This window comes from Paenibacillus segetis, from assembly GCF_014639155.1.
Lineage (GTDB): Bacteria > Bacillota > Bacilli > Paenibacillales > Paenibacillaceae > Fontibacillus > Fontibacillus segetis.
Window position 1 is genome coordinate 606,959 of the sequence record NZ_BMFT01000002.1, and the last position, 18,225, is coordinate 625,183.

21 protein-coding genes are annotated in these 18,225 nt (G+C 39.1%); all 21 read left to right on the top strand.

The genetic code is table 11. From position 1 onward, the window contains the following. The 21 genes from IEW05_RS18870 (at position 1) to pseI (ending at position 18,132) form a co-directional block, all read left to right on the top strand. The gene (locus IEW05_RS18870; RefSeq protein WP_188541387.1) at positions 1–504 is read left to right on the top strand and encodes a flagellar protein FlgN; all 504 of its coding nucleotides are present in this window, start codon (positions 1–3) and stop codon (positions 502–504) included. A gap of 29 nt (positions 505–533) precedes the next feature. Further along, positions 534–2,096: a flagellar hook-associated protein FlgK gene (flgK, locus tag IEW05_RS18875; RefSeq protein WP_188541388.1), complete on the top strand. Its 1,563-nt coding sequence runs from the start codon at positions 534–536 to the stop codon at positions 2,094–2,096. A 21-nt stretch (positions 2,097–2,117) separates the two neighbouring features. Further along, a complete protein-coding gene (gene flgL, locus IEW05_RS18880; RefSeq protein ID WP_188541389.1) occupies positions 2,118–3,005 on the top strand; it encodes a flagellar hook-associated protein FlgL in 888 nt (295 codons plus the stop codon). Between the two features lie 37 nt (positions 3,006–3,042). After that, the gene (locus IEW05_RS18885; RefSeq protein WP_188541390.1) at positions 3,043–3,441 is read left to right on the top strand and encodes a DUF6470 family protein; all 399 of its coding nucleotides are present in this window, start codon (positions 3,043–3,045) and stop codon (positions 3,439–3,441) included. Beyond that, positions 3,438–3,863: a flagellar assembly protein FliW gene (gene fliW / locus IEW05_RS18890; RefSeq protein WP_188541391.1), complete on the top strand. Its 426-nt coding sequence runs from the start codon at positions 3,438–3,440 to the stop codon at positions 3,861–3,863. The genes IEW05_RS18885 and fliW overlap by 4 nt, the downstream gene beginning before the upstream one ends. After that, complete coding sequence (gene csrA / locus IEW05_RS18895) at positions 3,864–4,103, top strand: carbon storage regulator CsrA (RefSeq protein WP_188541392.1); 240 nt, start codon at positions 3,864–3,866, stop codon at positions 4,101–4,103. Positions 4,104–4,128: 25 nt separating this feature from the next. Further along, the gene (locus IEW05_RS18900) at positions 4,129–4,509 is read left to right on the top strand and encodes a flagellar protein FlaG (protein WP_188541393.1); all 381 of its coding nucleotides are present in this window, start codon (positions 4,129–4,131) and stop codon (positions 4,507–4,509) included. A 20-nt stretch (positions 4,510–4,529) separates the two neighbouring features. Continuing rightward, positions 4,530–6,014 carry a flagellar filament capping protein FliD gene (gene fliD, locus IEW05_RS18905; protein WP_188541394.1) on the top strand — a complete coding sequence of 495 codons (1,485 nt, stop codon included), beginning with the start codon at positions 4,530–4,532 and terminating at the stop codon, positions 6,012–6,014. A gap of 21 nt (positions 6,015–6,035) precedes the next feature. Beyond that, complete coding sequence (gene fliS / locus IEW05_RS18910) at positions 6,036–6,425, top strand: flagellar export chaperone FliS (RefSeq protein WP_188541395.1); 390 nt, start codon at positions 6,036–6,038, stop codon at positions 6,423–6,425. Positions 6,426–6,537: 112 nt separating this feature from the next. Then, the gene (locus IEW05_RS18915; protein WP_188541396.1) at positions 6,538–6,837 is read left to right on the top strand and encodes a flagellar protein FliT; all 300 of its coding nucleotides are present in this window, start codon (positions 6,538–6,540) and stop codon (positions 6,835–6,837) included. 117 nt (positions 6,838–6,954) lie between these two features. Then, positions 6,955–7,770 carry a flagellin N-terminal helical domain-containing protein gene (locus tag IEW05_RS18920; protein WP_308420447.1) on the top strand — a complete coding sequence of 272 codons (816 nt, stop codon included), beginning with the start codon at positions 6,955–6,957 and terminating at the stop codon, positions 7,768–7,770. 126 nt (positions 7,771–7,896) lie between these two features. Continuing rightward, the gene (locus IEW05_RS18925; RefSeq protein ID WP_188541397.1) at positions 7,897–8,493 is read left to right on the top strand and encodes a DUF8042 domain-containing protein; all 597 of its coding nucleotides are present in this window, start codon (positions 7,897–7,899) and stop codon (positions 8,491–8,493) included. After that, positions 8,490–10,370, top strand: coding sequence for a motility associated factor glycosyltransferase family protein (locus tag IEW05_RS18930; RefSeq protein WP_188541398.1), 1,881 nt, complete (start codon positions 8,490–8,492; stop codon positions 10,368–10,370). Before IEW05_RS18925 ends, IEW05_RS18930 begins: the two co-directional genes overlap by 4 nt. Then, positions 10,367–11,362, top strand: coding sequence for a UDP-N-acetylglucosamine 4,6-dehydratase family protein (locus tag IEW05_RS18935; protein ID WP_188541399.1), 996 nt, complete (start codon positions 10,367–10,369; stop codon positions 11,360–11,362). The genes IEW05_RS18930 and IEW05_RS18935 overlap by 4 nt, the downstream gene beginning before the upstream one ends. A 56-nt stretch (positions 11,363–11,418) precedes the next feature. Further along, complete coding sequence (locus tag IEW05_RS18940) at positions 11,419–12,309, top strand: class I SAM-dependent methyltransferase (RefSeq protein ID WP_188541400.1); 891 nt, start codon at positions 11,419–11,421, stop codon at positions 12,307–12,309. A 27-nt stretch (positions 12,310–12,336) separates the two neighbouring features. Then, a complete protein-coding gene (locus tag IEW05_RS18945) occupies positions 12,337–13,092 on the top strand; it encodes a TylF/MycF/NovP-related O-methyltransferase (protein ID WP_229753526.1) in 756 nt (251 codons plus the stop codon). A gap of 11 nt (positions 13,093–13,103) precedes the next feature. After that, positions 13,104–13,832 (top strand): cytidylyltransferase domain-containing protein, encoded by a 729-nt coding sequence (locus IEW05_RS18950; protein WP_188541401.1) that lies wholly within the window; start codon positions 13,104–13,106, stop codon positions 13,830–13,832. Between the two features lie 56 nt (positions 13,833–13,888). Next, positions 13,889–14,473, top strand: a complete 585-nt coding sequence (locus tag IEW05_RS18955) for a GNAT family N-acetyltransferase (RefSeq protein ID WP_188541402.1) — start codon at positions 13,889–13,891, stop codon at positions 14,471–14,473. After that, on the top strand, positions 14,460–16,361 hold the full coding sequence (locus tag IEW05_RS18960; protein WP_188541403.1) for an NAD-dependent epimerase/dehydratase family protein: 1,902 nt from the start codon (positions 14,460–14,462) through the stop codon (positions 16,359–16,361). The genes IEW05_RS18955 and IEW05_RS18960 overlap by 14 nt, the downstream gene beginning before the upstream one ends. After that, complete coding sequence (locus tag IEW05_RS18965; protein WP_188541404.1) at positions 16,358–17,041, top strand: HAD family hydrolase; 684 nt, start codon at positions 16,358–16,360, stop codon at positions 17,039–17,041. Before IEW05_RS18960 ends, IEW05_RS18965 begins: the two co-directional genes overlap by 4 nt. A 44-nt stretch (positions 17,042–17,085) precedes the next feature. Next, positions 17,086–18,132: a pseudaminic acid synthase gene (gene pseI, locus IEW05_RS18970; protein ID WP_188541405.1), complete on the top strand. Its 1,047-nt coding sequence runs from the start codon at positions 17,086–17,088 to the stop codon at positions 18,130–18,132. The last annotated feature ends 93 nt before the right edge of the window (positions 18,133–18,225 follow it).

Sequence of the window (18,225 nt, forward strand, 5' to 3'; positions counted from 1 at the left end):
ATGTCAGTTCAATTGTTATTAGAGTCGCTGGATCAAATGGATGAGTCGTATGCCAAGTTGCTTGAAATTATGAAAGATAAGAAACAGGCAGTTATAAGTAATGACTATACCCAACTGGTTCTTACGTTATCCCATGAATCGAAGTTGCTCAAGAAAATTGAAGAACAGGAGAAGGAACTGCTTGCTTCCGCTCAGGTCTTTCTGCAATCCAAAGGTATTAAATCGCAGTTGGAACTTACAATTACAGAAATCATGAGGCTCGTGTTTGATCCAGAAGAGAAGCAACACTTGAACGACACTAGGATCAGAATCGAGAAACGTCTGATGGATTTGAAACATATAAACGCATTAAATCAGGAGCTTATTGGTCAGTCGCTTTCTTTTATCGATTATTCCCTGAATTTGATGATAGGTGGGGAAGAGGATGAGGCAACTTATTCTAGACCCCAAAGCCAGGATAAGAAGACATCGGTTAGAAGTAACATGTTCGACACGAGAGGATAGAATATTTGCATTACTAAAGGAGAATGAAGATGACCTCCACTTTTCATGGAATAGAGACAAGTAAGCGTGCCTTATTTGTTAACACGACATCAATGCAAACTCTGGGACACAATATAGCTAATGCTAATACGCAAGGCTACACACGTCAGCGGGTGAATGTCACGGAAGCAAGGCCAATTTGGGCAATGGGAATGACCAAGAGCCAGCAACCGGGTCAATTAGGTACTGGTGTAGAGTACGGAAGTATTACCCGGATTAGAGATGGTTTCTTAGATACCCAGTTTCGGCGGGAAAATCAATTCCTAGGTTCTTGGGAAGTGCTGAACGCGAGTATGGTATCTATTCAGAATATCTTGAATGAACCATCTGGTAGCGGGCTTAGTACGGTTATGGATGATTTCTGGAATTCATGGGAAACGCTGAATCGAGATCCCTCTCTGTTAAGTGCTCGGGTAGCTGTTGCTGGTGCTGCCAGTAACATGACAGATACACTGCAACATATTAGCGAATCATTAAATAATTTGACAAGCGACCTTACTTCTAACATCGATAAGAAAGTAATGGAAGCTAACAATATACTCGACAATATTGCCAAGCTGAATGTAATCATCCGTGATAATGAAAGTTTTGGAGATAACGCTAACGATTATCGCGACCAACGTGATTTGCTGATAGACCAATTGTCTACGATCGTCAATATCCAGTTTTCTGAGGATGAAGTAGGGATGGTTAACATTAATGCAGCGGGTGTAGATGTGCTTAACGGCGAAGCGGTGACGTATCTAACGGCAGCGAACGCAGCTACAGCAACAGCTGGTCAATTAGAGGGATATACGAAGTCCCTTCAAGAAACAGATACAATTCGAAACCAGTTGAATGCTATGGTTAGCACCTTGGTCACGGGTGACATAAAAGTTACTTTAAGCAATGGTTATGTAACGCCTCAGCAGATGACTGCATTAAATGAGGTGAAGCTAGAAGACGGAACAGTAATTCCAGCGGGACAAGCTATTCCAGCGGGCTCAAGAATCGCTACATCCATGGATGTCATGGTGAAGGGATTCAATGGGCTTCATGAGCTAGGTTATACGCTCACCGAACCGCCGACTTCTGGTATGCCGTTTTTTGTATCAACGGGTGGAGGGTTTACGATTGATGATATTCGTGTCAATCCAGACATCCTTAGTAATACGAATAATATTGCTGCTTCATCCAAAGTTGGAACTGACGGCAAAGTAATCCGCGGTAACAGCGATGTTGCAAATGCTTTGGCAAGCATGCGTGATGCACTATTCACCTTCCCGGCAAATCTTACCTCTCTCTCGAAGGGTTCAATAGATGATTATTTCCGAGCACTAGTAGGAGACCTTGGTATCCGGGCAAGTAACGTTGAACGTAACTACGAGAACGAGTTGGCCATGGTAGACAATTTAGAGATGCAACGTCAATCCGTAAGCGGAGTCTCGATGGATGAAGAACTTGCCGATATGATCCGTTATCAACAAGCGTATAATGCTGCTGCACGTAACATGACGACTGTTGACGAAATGTTGGACCGGGTAATTAATCAGATGGGTGTAGTAGGACGGTAAATAATAGGAGGGTAGAACAACATGCGCGTAACAGGATCCATGCAAAATATCCAATTGCTTCGTAACATACGGAACATCAGTACTTCAATGACCAAAGGCCAGCAAGAGCTTGCTACAGGTCAACGCATTAATAAGCCAAGTGATGATCCTGTAGGTGTTGGTTATCAAATGCGTTACGATACCGATTTGGCCAGAAGTGATGAGTTTATGACCAATGCCCAGACAGGTACAGAAATTCTTAAAACGATGGACTCCTTGCTTCAGCAAGCAAGTGATATTTTGAAGCGGGCCCGTACGCTTACTTTACAAGCTGTTAACGGCACCTATGATGCTCAGCAAAGAGCCACCATATCTGCTGAAATCAAACAGCTGAAGGAACAAATGGTCACTGTCGGTAACAGCACTTTTAATGGTAGGTATTTATTTAATGGGCAGAAAACGGATGTAGCTCCTTATACATCTACCGGAGCGGCAGGTGAGCCTACGGATCCGGGGTTGTTTTATTTAAATGTTAGCCCTGCTGTCAAAGTTCCAGTAAGTATTACTGGAGAAATCGTTTTTGGTCAGGCTGGAACAGATAATACCTTTAAAGTGTTAGATGATCTTACAGCTGCATTAGATAATAATGATACTGCAGGGATGTCTGCCAGTCTTGATAAGATCGATACTGCAGCTGACCGGTTATTGGTCAGTTGGGCAGAAATCGGAGCACGGATGAACCGATTTGAGCTCATGGAGAATAGAATTTCAGGTGAGCAAGTGAACTTGAAGGAACAGCGTTCTAATGTAGCTGATGTAGACTTTGCGACAGCGATTACGGATCTGAAGACCAAAGAAAATGTACTTCAGGCTGCACTTTCTACAGGGGCTCGTGTGATGCAGACATCACTATTAGATTTTCTAAGATAGGTTAACTATTGTAGGTGCGTAAGGGGGGGGCGTGGATATGTCGGGGATTCAACCATTATTATCAAGTGATTGGGGGAAATATAGACCCGCGGAGCTTACCGTTCGTCTCACGTCACCTGAAATGATAACAGATTGGACTAGTGTGTTTGATGATCTAGGTCTTAAACGTCCGGATTCATTAATGAATGAAATAGGACAGCAATCGCAAGGGATATATTTGAGTAACATTGCTTTGAAGGCACAGGAAGGTGACAGGGTGGCGAACATATCATCGGGAGAAAAAAATGTATTTGGTCATATTGCACATGAACGTTATATGCGAAATGGCCAGAAGGAAGTTACACTCGAAGCCCTTCCGAGGCAAGGAGTTTACATTGACTTTCGCATTTATCCACCTGAAATTCAAGTTGATCCGAGAGGGGTCCTCCCCAAATGAGACAGATTCATAGTACGGCATACGGTTTGCTCGAATTTGAAGATAACCAATTATATTCGTTCGAAGCCGGCATCTTAGGTATACCGAATATACAACAATATGGGTTGTTTCCAATGGAAGATACCCCATTCTTTATACTTCATGCTCTAGATGAAGAAGTAAGTTTCGTTTTAATTCCAGCTGAGCAGGCTATCCAAGATTACAGCTTTCGACTTGCAGAGGATGCAGTTAGTTTGTTAGAAATAAATGCGCCGGAGGATGTAGGGGTCATGCTGATCGTAAATATTCAGCAGGATGAACTCTATCTGAATCTAATGGCTCCAATCCTAGTCTCCCCGCATTCATTAAAAGGGTGTCAATATGTGATTAAAGATCAAGACTTATCGATCCGGTATCCTCTAGTGCAGAAGGGGGACGGATAGATGTTGGTACTAAGGCGGAAGATTGGGGAGACCGTAATGATCGGTAACGACATACAGGTACAAGTCCTCGGAGTTGAAGGCGATCAAATTAAATTAGGATTCTTGGCTCCCAAAGAGGTTCAAATATTGCGTCAGGAATTATATCAAGGAATCGTTGCCGAGAATATGGCAGCTAAGGAGCAACTAAGTCAAATGCAGCAAGAACAAATCCTGAACCTGCTGAAAAATTTTAAAATGTAGCCATTTTGAAGAGGGTGGGTTTAGGATGAATATTAACCGTGTTGAATCAAGTGTGACAGCTGACAAAATTAGGTCATTAGAGTCTTATGCTCCAAAGGCAATCTCATCACAGTCAGACATTAAAACAAATGTAAACGAACAAAAGATCAACGATCAAAAGGCGCAGGAGTACACGAAAGAACAGCAAGCGAAGCTAGAGGAACAAATTAAGAAACTGAACGAATCGATAGCTGCCTCAGGCAAGGAATTAAAGTTTAAATATAATGATGAAGCTCATGAACTGTATGTAGAGGTTTTGAATTCAGAAACAAAAGAGGTCGTTTCTAGTCTTCCCCCAGAATTTCTAATAGATCTTTCTTTAAAAATGAAGGAAATGATCGGGATGTTTTTTGATGAAAAAATATAACCAATGAAGAGGTGACAAAAATGGGAGTAAGCATAACGGGATTATCAGGGTCGGGAATAAATACTAAAGAGTTAATTACAGCGATAATGAATGAGCAGAAAATTCCATTAAATAGCCTTAACACGAAAAAAGAAATCACGACAGCATATAAGGATTTTTTTACGGCTTTAAATACAAAAATGGCTAGTTTAAGGGACGCGGCTACTGCTTTATCGGATATCAGTTCGTATAGTAAGTATGCTGCTACTAGTTCAAACACTAATATATTATCGGCATCTGTTGAAAAATCGGCGGCGGCGGGGAGTTATTCGGTCAAGGTTACACAACTTGCTCAAAGCCAGACTGTAGCGAGCCAGGGGATTAGTGCAACCCAAACCTTTGGAGATAGCAAATTTGCATCTACAATGACAATAAATGGGCAAACGATATATTTAACAGAGGATGCATTAAAAGCTGCGATAAAAGACGCGGAAGATGCAGGGGATGAAGATAAAAAAAATGAATTAAATAAATTAACAAGCCTTGGAATTGAAGATGCAACAGCAATGGGGGATGCTCTATCCCGAATTTCAAAGGCAATTAACGGGCTAACGGATGTGGGAGTGCAGGCATCTGTAATTCAAACTAGTGATGGAAACAAAAGTTTAGTGTTGACGGCTTCTAAAAGTAATGAAATTACTTTTACTAGCGAGCTTGCTACTCTCAATTCAGATTGGATATTTACACAGTCACAAGAAGCTAAAGATGCTAAATTTACAATTAATGGGCTTGAAGTTACAAGCAAATCTAATACAATTGAAAATGCAATAGAAGGAGTTACATTAACGCTCTCCGATACTGGTTCATCTACGGTCAAGGTTAGTCAGGACGTTGATGCTTTAACCTCCCAGATTCAAACATTTGTAACAGCATATAATGATATTGTTAAGATGATTCGAGATAATACCGCGAAATCTACTCAGAACAGCGATGGTTCCCTCTCCCTAACTTTGCAAGGGGATTCTCTCTTGCGTGATTTGCAATCTCAGCTAAACAGTTGGATGAATCAACAAATGGGAGACACAGATGGTTTTAAACTCCTGTCCGATATCGGCCTAGAGATTGATAAGGGCGTAACCAGCGCTTCGCTGATGACAGGTAAAATCACCTTTGATAGTGAGTTATTTAAGAAGAAAATGTTAGAAAATCCTGAAGCGGTACAAAAAATGCTGTCAGGAACTTCTACGACTGAAGATATGAGCAGTGGAATGGGGAGCCTTTTCAAGGATAACCTTAAGATATGGACGGATAGTGTTGATGGACTTATTACTACAAAAATTAAAGGCTATAGTTCTGAAATATCATTTTTGAGCGAACAAATTACAAGTATGAGTGACAGGCTAAATATGAAACAAGCGGCTTTGGAGAAGAAATACGCAAATATGGAAGTGATGTTGTCCAGTTTAAAGAGTCAGTCTGATTACGTTTCGAATATGTTAAAAACTCTTACTAAATCTTCAGATTAATGGAATAGGGGGATAATGCGAATGGTATCACCCAATCTGGCCGGTTATCAGGCCTATCAAAAGAATAAATTTCAAACTGCATCGCCACATCGATTGACTCTGATGCTGTATAACGGAGCAATTCAATTTGCTAGTAAAGCTAAAGAGGCTATCGATAATGGTGATATCGCAGGGACGAATATGAATGTTACGAAGACACAAGATATCGTATATGAACTGCTATCTTCTCTCAATGAGAAGGAAGGCGGGGAGATTGCTTCTAATCTTAAAAAACTGTACTTTTATATGATAGACCGCTTAATCGAAGGGAATATTAAGAAACAGTCTTCCTCAATTGATGAAGTGATTTCATTGCTTCAGGAATTGCAGTCCGCATGGGTTGAGATTGGAAAGGGTGGTACGCTTGGGTGAGGTTGTTGAATATTCTGCATTAATTGAACAAAGACAACTGCTCCTTCTGAGGTTGATCGAGTGTACTGAGACACAAATATCTTTATTGTCATCTGACAGGGAGGAAGAGAACTTGTTCTGCCTATTTTCCGATTCAATTGAAGAATGGAATCAATGTACTCAACAAATTGATGGGATCCAAAATATTCTAAAATCTAAGCGACTAGACCAATCATATGTTTCACAAGATCTTGTGGGTCTTCTTCAGCAACTTACTTCGAATGTGGAGGAAGCTAAAAGGCTGATCGAGTTATCAACAGAACACACAGGAACTGACTTAAGGCATGCTAGAGTACAACGAAAGCTAATGAATGCTTACTATGGCATGGAAAATCCTGATCAGATCCCACTTTATTTCGATACAAAAAAATAGTTCCATTTCCTCTCAATTTTTTTTGAAAAAGTCTAAACAAAAGGAAAATTCCACCGATATATATAATAGGCCACAAGGACGTGGCCAATAAAAACCAATCATGGAGGATGATTTCAAATGGGTATGTTTATTAACACTAACGTTGGCGCAATTAACGCTAACCGTAACCTGAGCTTCAACAATACACAAATGGGTAAGACAATGGAAAAATTGTCTTCCGGATACCGCATTAACCGTGCGGCCGACGATGCTGCTGGATTGGCAATTTCCGAGAAAATGATTTACCAAATCAATGGCTTGAACCAAGCTCAACGTAACGCTCAAGATGGTATTTCTTTTATCCAAACAGCTGAAGGTGACTTGACTGAAGTTCACTCCATGTTGCAACGTATGAATACGTTGGCGAACCAATCGGCAAACGGAACGTACCAAAATACTGACCGTGATAAAATTCAACTTGAAGTTGATGAACTTGTTTCAGAAATTGATCGTATTGTTACTAACTCCAAGTTTAACGGTGTTAGCCTGCTGAGTGCTTCAGCTACTGTAGACTTCCAAATTGGTGTTTCAAATGCAGAAAAACTTTCTGTAAGTTTGAAGAAGAATGATACTACGACTTTGGGAGTTAATGCTGTTAAGGTGGATACTGTCACTAATGCGAGAGCAGCTATGTCTGCAGTTGCAGCTGCAATTAACACAGTATCTGAAAACCGTGCTCAATTTGGTGCTTACCAAAACCGTTTGGAGCACACAATTAACAGCTTGGGTGTAACTTCCGAAAACTTGTCGGCTGCTAACTCCCGTATTAAAGATGCTGACATGGCTACTGAGATGACAGCATTCACAAAGAACCAAATTTTGGTTCAAGCTGGTACTGCAATGTTGGCACAAGCTAACTCTGCACCACAAGCAGTTCTGAAACTTTTGGGATAATACCTAAAGATAAACAAAAAATAGGCCTCCATATTTTGGAGGCTTATTTTTTTGTCTTTCTATACATTGCTATTGTCACTAGACCGATATAAATGATTATAAGAATATAATAGAGGTGTTAAATTGATGAAAATAACAATTGATGAGATAAAAGAGAGAGTTATTTCTACAGTACAGAAGGAATTCGATAAAATCTGGTTAGAATGTACATCCGAAATTTATCAGGCAGAGCGTTTGATTTATAGTGTGGATATTGACGGTCAAGTTTTATATAACCAGTACGAGGAATTTATTCATGAACACCTTCAACAAATTAAGCATATCCAAATTAAGACGCTTTCAAAGCTTGAGAGTATACAAGAAACTGAGGAGCAAATGTCCCAGTATTTGAACAAGTTTGTTCCTGGAATGAATGCAATAGCTGATCGGATGTACGGAGATATGAATGCAGAACTATGGGGAGAATTGGCGTCGGGCTTAGAAGGGCTGCAATGGATTGTGAAATCATTTGAGTTTTTAGAATTTTTATACAATCCGGATGTGTTGAATTATTCTATTCTGGCAAACTTTTATACCAATTTAAAAAATATTATAAAAGATCTTGATGCGAATCTATCAGGAGATGACTTGGTAGCTGTCGCAGATCTCATCAAATATGAATTGGTGCCCTGTTTAGAGAAATATAAAATTGAATTTGGGGGGATAAAGGTCGAACTCTCATGAAAATAATAGATAATAATATCAAGTATTTGAGAGCCAATTATCCCGAGTTGTTAAAAGTAGTGAAGGGAAATGCGGAGCATATTGGATATGAACTAACTGTAACGAAAAATCAAGAACCTAATTTGGTTTTAGTTAAGGATAATAAAACTTTTTATTTGCATAGTAAATATAATGCTGTTGAAGAAGCGAAGAAGTGGATAATATCTTTAGGTGCAGAACTACTCCAAGTAGAGCATTTACTTATTATTGGCTGTGGTATGGGATACTACTTGGATGAAGTGCTGGAGTGTTCGACAGCATCCAACATATATGTTTATGAACCTGACATTCATATTTTTAACGCCTGGGTACATTCTAGAGATGTTCAGAAGGTATTGACGAATCAGAGAATTCGATTATTTGTAGTAGGAGAGGACGACCTACTTCAGACTCAGTTTACGATGCATATTTCTGAGTATGCCAATAAATCGATGAGTATCATTGCTCCTCCGATTTACAATAAATTGTTTCATTCGATCATTGATAATGTACAACATAAAATGAAAGAATCTCTTTATATTCAAATGGTAAATCAAGTAACTATGGATACTTTTCAGAGGGAATGGGTGGCTAATATTTTATATAACCTGCCTTATGTTGTGATAAGTACTCCTGCATCGAAGTTAAAAGGAGGTGCTAGGGATGTGCCCGTCATTATAGTGGGTTCGGGTCCTTCTTTACAATATGATATTTCATATCTTCGTGATTTGCAGTCAAAATGTCTAGTTATTGCAGCTGGATCGAGCATACAAGCATTAGAACATCACGGCATTATTCCCCATATGGTTGTGTCTATCGATGGAGGGATTTGGAACTATAAAGTGTTTGAGAATGTAGATACGAGTAAATCACCGTTACTATATTCTCCTCAAATTAATCATAAAGTATTGGAACATTTTGATGCTCCATTAATTGTGGCAGCTCTTAGTTATGATTCAGTTACTCCGAAACTTGTCGAAGCTGAGGCTATTCCAGTGTTTAGATCAGCAACATCGGTAACTGGAATAGCACTTCAGGTTGCTGCATATATGGGGGCTACTGAAATCGTTCTAATGGGCCAGGATCTATCTTACCCAGACAAGCAGTTCTATTCATCGGGCGTAACACATATTTCTGAGGAACAAATCGCGGAACTGCTCAGCGATGCTACCGAGCTAATACCCAATGTGGATGGTGGACAAAACTCCACTACAATGAAAATGAAAATAACGTTGGATGATATGGAACTTCAAATTAAACTAATATCTCTTAATAATGTGAAAATTATTAACTCTTCGAGACATGGGGCTGTCATAGAAGGAACCGAATGGATCGCTATGGATGATTTGGCTAGACGGTGGGGGAGGTTACCAAAGGTAGATTTTGATTTGCATAGCTTACTTATACATTTAACAGATGAAGAGAAGTTAGTAAAGCTGAATCAATTGAAAGTTGAGTTCAACTCGTTGTCTAAACAAACGAAAGATTTTGGAAAACGTATAAAAGATTTACTTTCAAATATTAATACTTTAGCAGACAAGTTAGCTAATAGTAATATCAAAACGATATCTAGTAGGTTAGTTGAAATAGATAGATTATGGACTCGGATTACGAGACAACCCGTTTTTGAAACGGTATATTCATTTTCTCTGAGGCATTACATCAATAATTATATGAAGCATGTTACCGAGATTGTAGAGACTGAAAATGTTCGTAGTAAGTCAACGCTTATCGTGAACCATCTGGGGACACTAGTTAGAGTGATGGATGATTTCACTCCTGAGTTGATAGAAATATTAAGTGATGCCATAAATCGCTTAAACAGTTTACTGGATGAAAAGGGTGAGAAAACTTCATGAACAGTCAATTTAGAGGTAAGAAGATTTTGATTGTCGGAGGTACAGGTACCATTGGACAAAGCCTGCTGTGTGAAATACTTGTGGACGGTCCTGAGGTAGTCCGTGTGTTTAGTCGCGATGAATATAAGCAATTTCAATTGCAGCAAGAATACAAAGAGTATAGTAATATAAGGTATCTAATCGGAGATGTAAGAGATTACAATCGTTTAGAAAGAGCGATGCAGGATATCGATTTTGTCTTTCATACCGCTGCAATGAAGCATGTTCCTGCTTGTGAATATAATCCATTTGAGGCGGTACAGACAAATGTGCTAGGCACACAAAATGTAATTCAAGCTGCATTAGCGTGTGATGTTAAAAAGGTGATTTTTACAAGTACAGATAAAGCTATTTCACCAACAAATACCTATGGGGCTTCCAAACTGATGGCTGAGAGACTTGTTGCGGCTGCACAATACCAGGCAGGATCTAAACTAACTAAATTTGCAGCTGTGCGCTTCGGTAATGTTATGGGTTCGAGGGGTTCTGTAATTCCGCTTTTCCAATGGCAAATTGAGGAGAAGAGAAAGATTACAGTTACTTGCAAGGAAATGACGCGATTTATGATGACTTTAAGACAGGCCACCGAATTAACGTTAAAAGCTATGGAATTGGCACAAGGTGGAGAAATCTTTGTACTTAAGATGCCAATTATTAAGCTTATCGATCTAGCGAAAATAGTTATTGATCAGACCTGTAATAGGTTGAACATTGATCCGACAAGTATAATAATCGAACAGATAGGACTTCGCCCGGGAGAAAAAATGTACGAAGAGTTAATGACTGAAGAAGAATCAAGGAACGCTCTGGAAACTGCAAGTATGTTCATTATACGGAATACATTTATAGAACAGCATAGTTATTTAAATGCAGTACCTGCAAAAGTGCAAAGTTATAGTTCACATAGCTATGCACCAATGAATTTAACCGATTTGAACTCATTAATATTATGACAGAACCGTTTACATTAAAAAGAAGGAATATTTATTGAAAGGAAGTCTTAACAAATATGAATGATACTAAAGTTACTATCAATCAATATGGCTACTATGAATTGATAAATAAGCCTGATGATTTAGAATTAGAAAGTTATTACAAGAATATTTATTATCAAGAATCAAGAAGCAGTTATTCAAAGTCGTATGTAGAAGAAGAAATCCAATATTTCAAAAATAAATATGAGCAAAAATATAGCATTTTGCTGGAACATAATATACATTCCTGTGATACAAGGGGATTTTTGGATATCGGATGTGGGGAAGGTTGGGGGCTTGATTTTTTTTGTTCTAAAGGATGGGAGGTAAAGGGTTTAGAGTACTCTGGATATGGATGCTCAATCCATCATCCAGAAATGCTTCAGTTTTTAACTGAAGGGGAGCCAGAGGTTGCGTTAAAGAAATTAATTTCGGAAAATAAAAAATTTGACGTTATCTGGTTAGATAATGTGCTAGAACATCTAAAAAATCCTTTAGAGATATTAAAGTATTGCTCTCTTCTGTTATCAGAACAAGGAGTGTTGGTGATCGAGGTTCCGAACGATTTTTCAATTGTTCAAAATAGACTATTGGAAAAGGGATTTATTAAAGAAGAATTTTGGGTAGTAAGTCCTGACCACATATCATATTTCAATAAAGATGGTTTAACTAATCTGTGCTCAGATGCAGAGTTAGATTGTCTAGATATTATATCTGATTATGCTATTGACTTTGATCTATTCAATCCTAACTCCAATTATAAAGCAGATTCTACATTAGGTCCGAGCTCGCATAATTCAAGAATTGAGATTGAGAATATGCTTCATAGTATTTCTGTTGAAAAGACGAATAAACTATATCGTATATATGCTGAGTTAGGGATTGGAAGACAGATTACAGGTTTTTATCGAAAAATCAGTTATTAAATATTAACTACAAAAGGATGATATATTGTGGAGAATGATGATTTGATGATAAAGGTATTAAGTAATGCAAAGAAGGGAGAAATAGATCGCCGGAGATCCGTGGCGGAGCAATTGAGGAATTCTACAATTCCTGATACTGAATTATTAGATAATTTAGGCCTTTATTTAAGAAGACAAAACCTATCAAGAATTCTCTATATAGATGAACTTTATAGAAAAATGGTTGATGTTCATGGGATTATAATAGAATTTGGGGTAAGATGGGGACAAAATTTAGCTTTATTTGAGTCGCTTAGGGGAATTTATGAGCCATATAACTATAATCGTAAGATAGTTGGATTTGATACATTCCAGGGCTTTGTTGGTGTAGAGCCAGAAGATGGGAAGAAGGTTCAGACCGGGGACTATTCTGTCACCGATAGATATGAAGAGCAACTAAGCGCGTTATTAGATTTTCATGAGAGTGAGAGTCCAATTTCGCATATTAAAAAATATGAATTGGTTAAAGGAGATGCTTCAGAAACCATTCATGATTATTTAAAGAAACATCCGGAAACCATTGTTTCATTGGCATATTTTGATTTTGATTTGTATAAGCCGACTCGTGATTGCCTCCAGGCAATTATGGAACATACAACCAAAGGGTCAATTATTGCTTTTGACGAATTGAATAGTTCTGCCTTTCCAGGTGAAACTGTGGCTTTAAAAGAAATATTAGGTTTAAATACTTACGCAATTAAACGTAGTCCTCTTAATCCTTTGTGTTCGTATATAGTAGTTTAGAGGAAATTAATATGAATATTACAGCTATTATTCAAGCGCGCATGGGGTCAACCCGTTTACCTGGAAAAGTAATGAAACAGCTTGTAGATCGTACTGTTTTGGGACATGTTATTACACGCTGTCAGGCTATACCCTCGATAAACAAAATTGTAGTAGCAACTACGACTTTAGATGAAGACAAGGAAATATGTGATGAAGCTTTAAATTATGGTGTCTCTGTTTACCGGGGAAGTAAGGATGATGTGTTGAACCGATATTATGAAGCTGCAACAAGGGAACAATCAGATGTTGTTGTACGTATAACATCTGATTGCCCATTACTAGATCCAAAGGTATCTGAGAAAGTAATTCTTCACTTTTTAATGAATGACTATGATTATGTTAGCAGCGGTCTGAGTCGTACTTTTCCTCGGGGTTTAGATACTGAGGTGTTTACCTTTGAAGCGTTGGAACAAGCCCATGAGCAAGCAACCAAAGATTATGAATTCGAGCATGTTACTCCTTACATTTATCAAAATCCGGAGCAATTCAAGGTTCATGCTTTCTCGAATCATTTAGATCAGTCGAGGTATAGATTAACACTGGATACATATGAGGATTGGCAATTAATCTCAAAAATATATGATGCATTATACAACGGGGATATTTTTTATTGGAAGAACATGCTTGAACTGCTTGAAAGAGAGCCTAAATTACCACAAATCAATGCAGAAGTAAGGCAGAAAGAGCTAGGTGAATAACGGGTGGGGTTTATTAGTTAGTTCTTATAATTGATCCGGTATAGGAGTAAAAAAACATGAAGTATATACATTTACAACAGCAATCTTATATCCAAGGTCCATATAGAGTTACTTCAATTCGTGAGCAGGATATGCTTGCTATTAAGCAGTGGCGTAATGAACAAATAGATGTACTTCGACAGAGTCAACTTCTAACGAATGAGGATCAGATGCTGTACTTCTCTCATATAATTATGCCTTCCTTCACTGATCAAGCTACTCGTATTATGTTGTTCAGTTTTTTATTGAATGAAGAACTGATAGGATATGGGGGGCTGACCAATCTTGATTGGATTAACAAAAGAGCAGAAATCTCATATTTACTAAAGACGGAACGGAGCAGAGAAGCTAATACAGACCAATATACAGCGGATTTTTCTGCTTTTTTAAGTTTGATTCAGAAAATTGCTTTTGATGATTTGGAACTTAATCGGCTGTACACAGAAACATTTGATATACGGCCGTTACATATACAAATATTGCAGAATAATGGATTCCTTCTAGAGGGCCGGATGAAAGAGCATGTGTTTATTCATGGTCGGTTTGTGGATTCTTTACTACATGGATGTATAAAGGAGTATTATGAACATGTTGAAGGGTAAACGAGTTTTTGTAAGCGGGGGAGCAGGGGTAATAGGCCTTGAGCTAGTAAGTAAACTTACTGATGCGGGAGCTACTATTTTTGTAGGAGACTTGAAGCCAAGACCTAACCATTGGCCTATCTCTATTCGTTATCGGCAAGGTGACTTGAATGAAATTACGAAAGAAGAGCTTCTGGAATTTGATCCGGAATATTTTTTTCACCTAGCAGCCACGTTTGAGAGATCGGAAGAAAGCTACGAGTTCTGGGGAGAAAATGAGCGTCACAACGTAAGTTTAAGTCACCATTTGATGGACTGTCTCAGGGATTGCGGTTCCCTAGAGCGGGTGGTATTCGCATCAAGTTATCTTATTTATAACCCAGAACTATATCAATTTGATCAACCGGCAGCTTCTGCGACAAGTTTATCGGAGCTAGCTCCAATTTATCCGCGTAATCTATGTGGTACCGCGAAGTTGATGCATGAAATTGAGCTTCGTTTTTTGGAGCAACTTTCAACCGGACACTATACTACGGCATCTGCTCGAATATACAGAGTATACGGTAAAAATTCGAGAGATATCATTTCTCGATGGATCCAAGCTTTACTCAACGATGAAACGATACAAGTGTACCGCAAAGAAGGTATGTTCGATTATATTTATGCGAACGATGTGGCAGAGGGATTGTTAAGGTTGGCTATTAGCGAAGCTAGTGGTGTGGTTAACCTGGGAAATGGACATGCTCGCAAAGTGGAAGAAGTATTAAACTTATTGAGAACGCACTTTCCGAATTTAAAAATGGTTGAGGGTAACAGTGATATTCCATACGAAGCTTCTCAGGCGGACATGACCCGTTTTGAGTCATTAACAGGCTGGAGACCAACAAGGCAGATTGAAGATACGATTCCTGAATTAATTACCCATTATAGAAATGTCGAGGGAACTCTATTACAACCGGCTGAAACTGGATCGGTACTGATAACAAGTGTGTCCAAAAAGGTTCCCCTATTAAAATGTGTAATGAAAGGCATACAAAAACTCGGAAAATCATTTCCAGTTGTAGGTGGGGATAGTAACCCTAATGCTATTGGGCGTTATTTCACCGATTCGTTCTGGCTGATGCCACGTCTTGATCAGATGAACTTTGAGCAATTGTTGGCTACTTGTAAGGAACAAAATATTAAGTACATTATTCCCACAAGAGATGGTGAACTTAGATTTTTCGCTAATTATAAACAAGAACTGCAGCGCAAAGGTATCTTCATCATGATCTCTGATCCAGAAGCAATTGAGGTTTGTCTGGATAAACTTAAATTTTATCGCCGCGGGCTAGAGCTTGGATTTGCAGTTATTCCTACCGAAGAACAGCTTGATAATTTAAAATCATCTTCTTTTGTGGTTAAAGAGCGATATGGGGCGGGTTCAGAGTCGATTGGTTTGAACCTACAGTTTGCTGAGGCGTTGAATCATGCTCAGACATTGGAGCAACCGATCTTTCAGCCTTATATTACGGGAATAGAAGTAAGTATTGATGTTTATGTTCAAAAGAGTGGCGAATGTAAGGCAGTTGTGGCCCGCAAGCGGGAGCTTGTAGTGAACGGAGAATCACAAATAACTACAACATTCCGTGATGAGGTGTTGGAGCAGCAATGTGCCGAGTTTGCGGAGAAATTAGGATTATACGGGCATGCGGTTTTTCAAGTTATGATTGATCAGGATGGCGGGCATCACTTTATTGAATGTAATTCTCGTTTTGGTGGTGCTTCCAGGTTAAGTGTTGAGGCTGGTTTGGATAGTTTCTATTGGTTTTTGCTTGAGGCGGAGGGCAACGATTTGAATCAATACCCATTCATTAGGCCAGCCAAGGAGAAGCGTTTGGTACGATATACTGAGGATCTTATCCAATGAAAGTGATAGTGTTTGATCTCGATGATACACTTTATGATGAAATAACATATGTGCATAGTGGCTTTCGGGCAGTGGCGATGTTTTTGTTACAGGAATTTTGCATTAACCCAGATGAGAGCATGAGGATAATGCTTAGCGAATTAGAAACTAGTGGTCGGGGCAAAGTCTTCGACCGTTTGCTTGCCCACAATGGGATATATTCAAAGGCAAATGTTGGGGGATGTCTCCGTGTATACCGCAGGCATGATCCACAGATTCAACTCTATGAAGACGCCATTAAGTGCATAGAACAATTACAGGAGATGGGAACTTCATTGTATATCGTTACTGACGGGAACAAATGGGTTCAATATCGGAAATTGAAGGCACTTGGCCTATATGATCATCCAGGTATCCAGAAGTGTTACATCTCGCGTAGATTTGGGACTAAGAACGAAAAGCCTTCACCGTATTGCTTTATGCAAATTTGCGCTAAGGAAAGGGTTGAACCAACCAGTGTTGTTTACATTGGAGATAATCCAAATAAGGATTTTGTAGGTATAAAACCCTTAGGGTTTAAAACCGTTAGATTACTTAGAGGTGGATTCGCTGATATTCAAAAACCGATAAATTATGAAGCTGATATAAAAATAGATACTTTGGATGAATTAGTAGAAAAGGTAATAATAGGTGCTGATTAATAATCAATGATTTGGGATGTCTTGTTGGGAGAGGGAGATTTGTGATGGATTTTCAAATTGGGGAGCGCTGGATCGGCAAGAATCACAAGCCGTTTGTCATCGCTGAAATGTCAGGTAACCATAATCAATCGTTGGATCGAGCGTTAGCTATTGTAGATGCTGCAGCTAGCGCAGGGGCTGATGCGTTGAAGTTGCAGACGTACACAGCAGAAACGATGACTTTAGATATTCATGAAGGAGACTTTTTCATAGAAGACCCGGGTAGTCTCTGGAAGGGGAATTCCTTATACCGACTATATCAAGAGGCATATACACCATGGGAGTGGCATGGGCCCATCTTCAAAAGATGTAACGAGCTGGGAATGTTAGCATTCAGCACTCCTTTTGACGAAACAGCTGTAGATTTTCTTGAGTCACTGAATGTACCTGCTTATAAAATTGCATCCTTTGAGAACACGGACATCCAATTGGTTCGAAAAGTAGCTTCTACGGGGAAGCCATTAATAATTTCAACAGGGATGGCTTCCATTGCTGAATTGGATGAGACAGTTCGAGCAGCAAGAGAAGCAGGCGCTGAACATATTGTACTCCTTAAGTGTACAAGTTCCTATCCGACACCTCCAGATAACACGAATATCACAACTATTCCTCATATGGAACAATTGTTTCAATGCCAGGTTGGAATTTCCGACCATACAATGGGCGTAGGTGTATCTGTAGCGAGCGTGGCTTTGGGAGCTACCGTTATTGAAAAACATTTTACGCTTCGGCGTGCTGATGGCGGGGTAGACTCGACCTTTTCACTGGAGCCTGAAGAGATGGCCTCTTTAGTAACCGAATCGGAGCGAGCGTGGCAGTCATTGGGTACGATCACTTATGGTGCTACGGAACGAGAGAAAGAGTCTATGAAACATCGGCGTTCACTGTACATTTCTAAAAATATGAAACAAGGAGATATTTTTACTAGGGATAATATAAAGGCTATTCGACCCGGTATGGGACTACCAACAAAGTATTTGGATCACTTGCTTGGAAGAAAGATTAGTAAGGATGCTACTAAAGGTACGGCTATTACTTGGGATTTGATTTAAGGTTTAAAGATAAAAGTTTGTGAGAGATGACCTGAATTTGGAAAATGGGGTTAAACAGAACTCCTTCGTCAGAAGAAGCTGATATTTTAGGAG

What these genes read in the sequence shown, in the direction of transcription:
- IEW05_RS18930 (WP_188541398.1), top strand. Translation starts at nt 8,490, where the DNA reads ATGAAAATAATAGATAATAATATCAAGTATTTGAGAGCCAATTATCCC.
- flgK (WP_188541388.1), top strand. Translation starts at nt 534, where the DNA reads ATGACCTCCACTTTTCATGGAATAGAGACAAGTAAGCGTGCCTTATTT.
- IEW05_RS18965 (WP_188541404.1), top strand. Translation starts at nt 16,358, where the DNA reads ATGAAAGTGATAGTGTTTGATCTCGATGATACACTTTATGATGAAATA.
- IEW05_RS18925 (WP_188541397.1), top strand. Translation starts at nt 7,897, where the DNA reads ATGAAAATAACAATTGATGAGATAAAAGAGAGAGTTATTTCTACAGTA.
- fliW (WP_188541391.1), top strand. Translation starts at nt 3,438, where the DNA reads ATGAGACAGATTCATAGTACGGCATACGGTTTGCTCGAATTTGAAGAT.
- IEW05_RS18940 (WP_188541400.1), top strand. Translation starts at nt 11,419, where the DNA reads ATGAATGATACTAAAGTTACTATCAATCAATATGGCTACTATGAATTG.
- IEW05_RS18955 (WP_188541402.1), top strand. Translation starts at nt 13,889, where the DNA reads ATGAAGTATATACATTTACAACAGCAATCTTATATCCAAGGTCCATAT.
- IEW05_RS18870 (WP_188541387.1), top strand. Translation starts at nt 1, where the DNA reads ATGTCAGTTCAATTGTTATTAGAGTCGCTGGATCAAATGGATGAGTCG.
- IEW05_RS18935 (WP_188541399.1), top strand. Translation starts at nt 10,367, where the DNA reads ATGAACAGTCAATTTAGAGGTAAGAAGATTTTGATTGTCGGAGGTACA.
- pseI (WP_188541405.1), top strand. Translation starts at nt 17,086, where the DNA reads ATGGATTTTCAAATTGGGGAGCGCTGGATCGGCAAGAATCACAAGCCG.
- IEW05_RS18920 (WP_308420447.1), top strand. Translation starts at nt 6,955, where the DNA reads ATGGGTATGTTTATTAACACTAACGTTGGCGCAATTAACGCTAACCGT.
- IEW05_RS18950 (WP_188541401.1), top strand. Translation starts at nt 13,104, where the DNA reads ATGAATATTACAGCTATTATTCAAGCGCGCATGGGGTCAACCCGTTTA.
- IEW05_RS18900 (WP_188541393.1), top strand. Translation starts at nt 4,129, where the DNA reads ATGAATATTAACCGTGTTGAATCAAGTGTGACAGCTGACAAAATTAGG.
- fliD (WP_188541394.1), top strand. Translation starts at nt 4,530, where the DNA reads ATGGGAGTAAGCATAACGGGATTATCAGGGTCGGGAATAAATACTAAA.
- csrA (WP_188541392.1), top strand. Translation starts at nt 3,864, where the DNA reads ATGTTGGTACTAAGGCGGAAGATTGGGGAGACCGTAATGATCGGTAAC.
- flgL (WP_188541389.1), top strand. Translation starts at nt 2,118, where the DNA reads ATGCGCGTAACAGGATCCATGCAAAATATCCAATTGCTTCGTAACATA.
- IEW05_RS18960 (WP_188541403.1), top strand. Translation starts at nt 14,460, where the DNA reads ATGTTGAAGGGTAAACGAGTTTTTGTAAGCGGGGGAGCAGGGGTAATA.
- IEW05_RS18885 (WP_188541390.1), top strand. Translation starts at nt 3,043, where the DNA reads ATGTCGGGGATTCAACCATTATTATCAAGTGATTGGGGGAAATATAGA.
- fliS (WP_188541395.1), top strand. Translation starts at nt 6,036, where the DNA reads ATGGTATCACCCAATCTGGCCGGTTATCAGGCCTATCAAAAGAATAAA.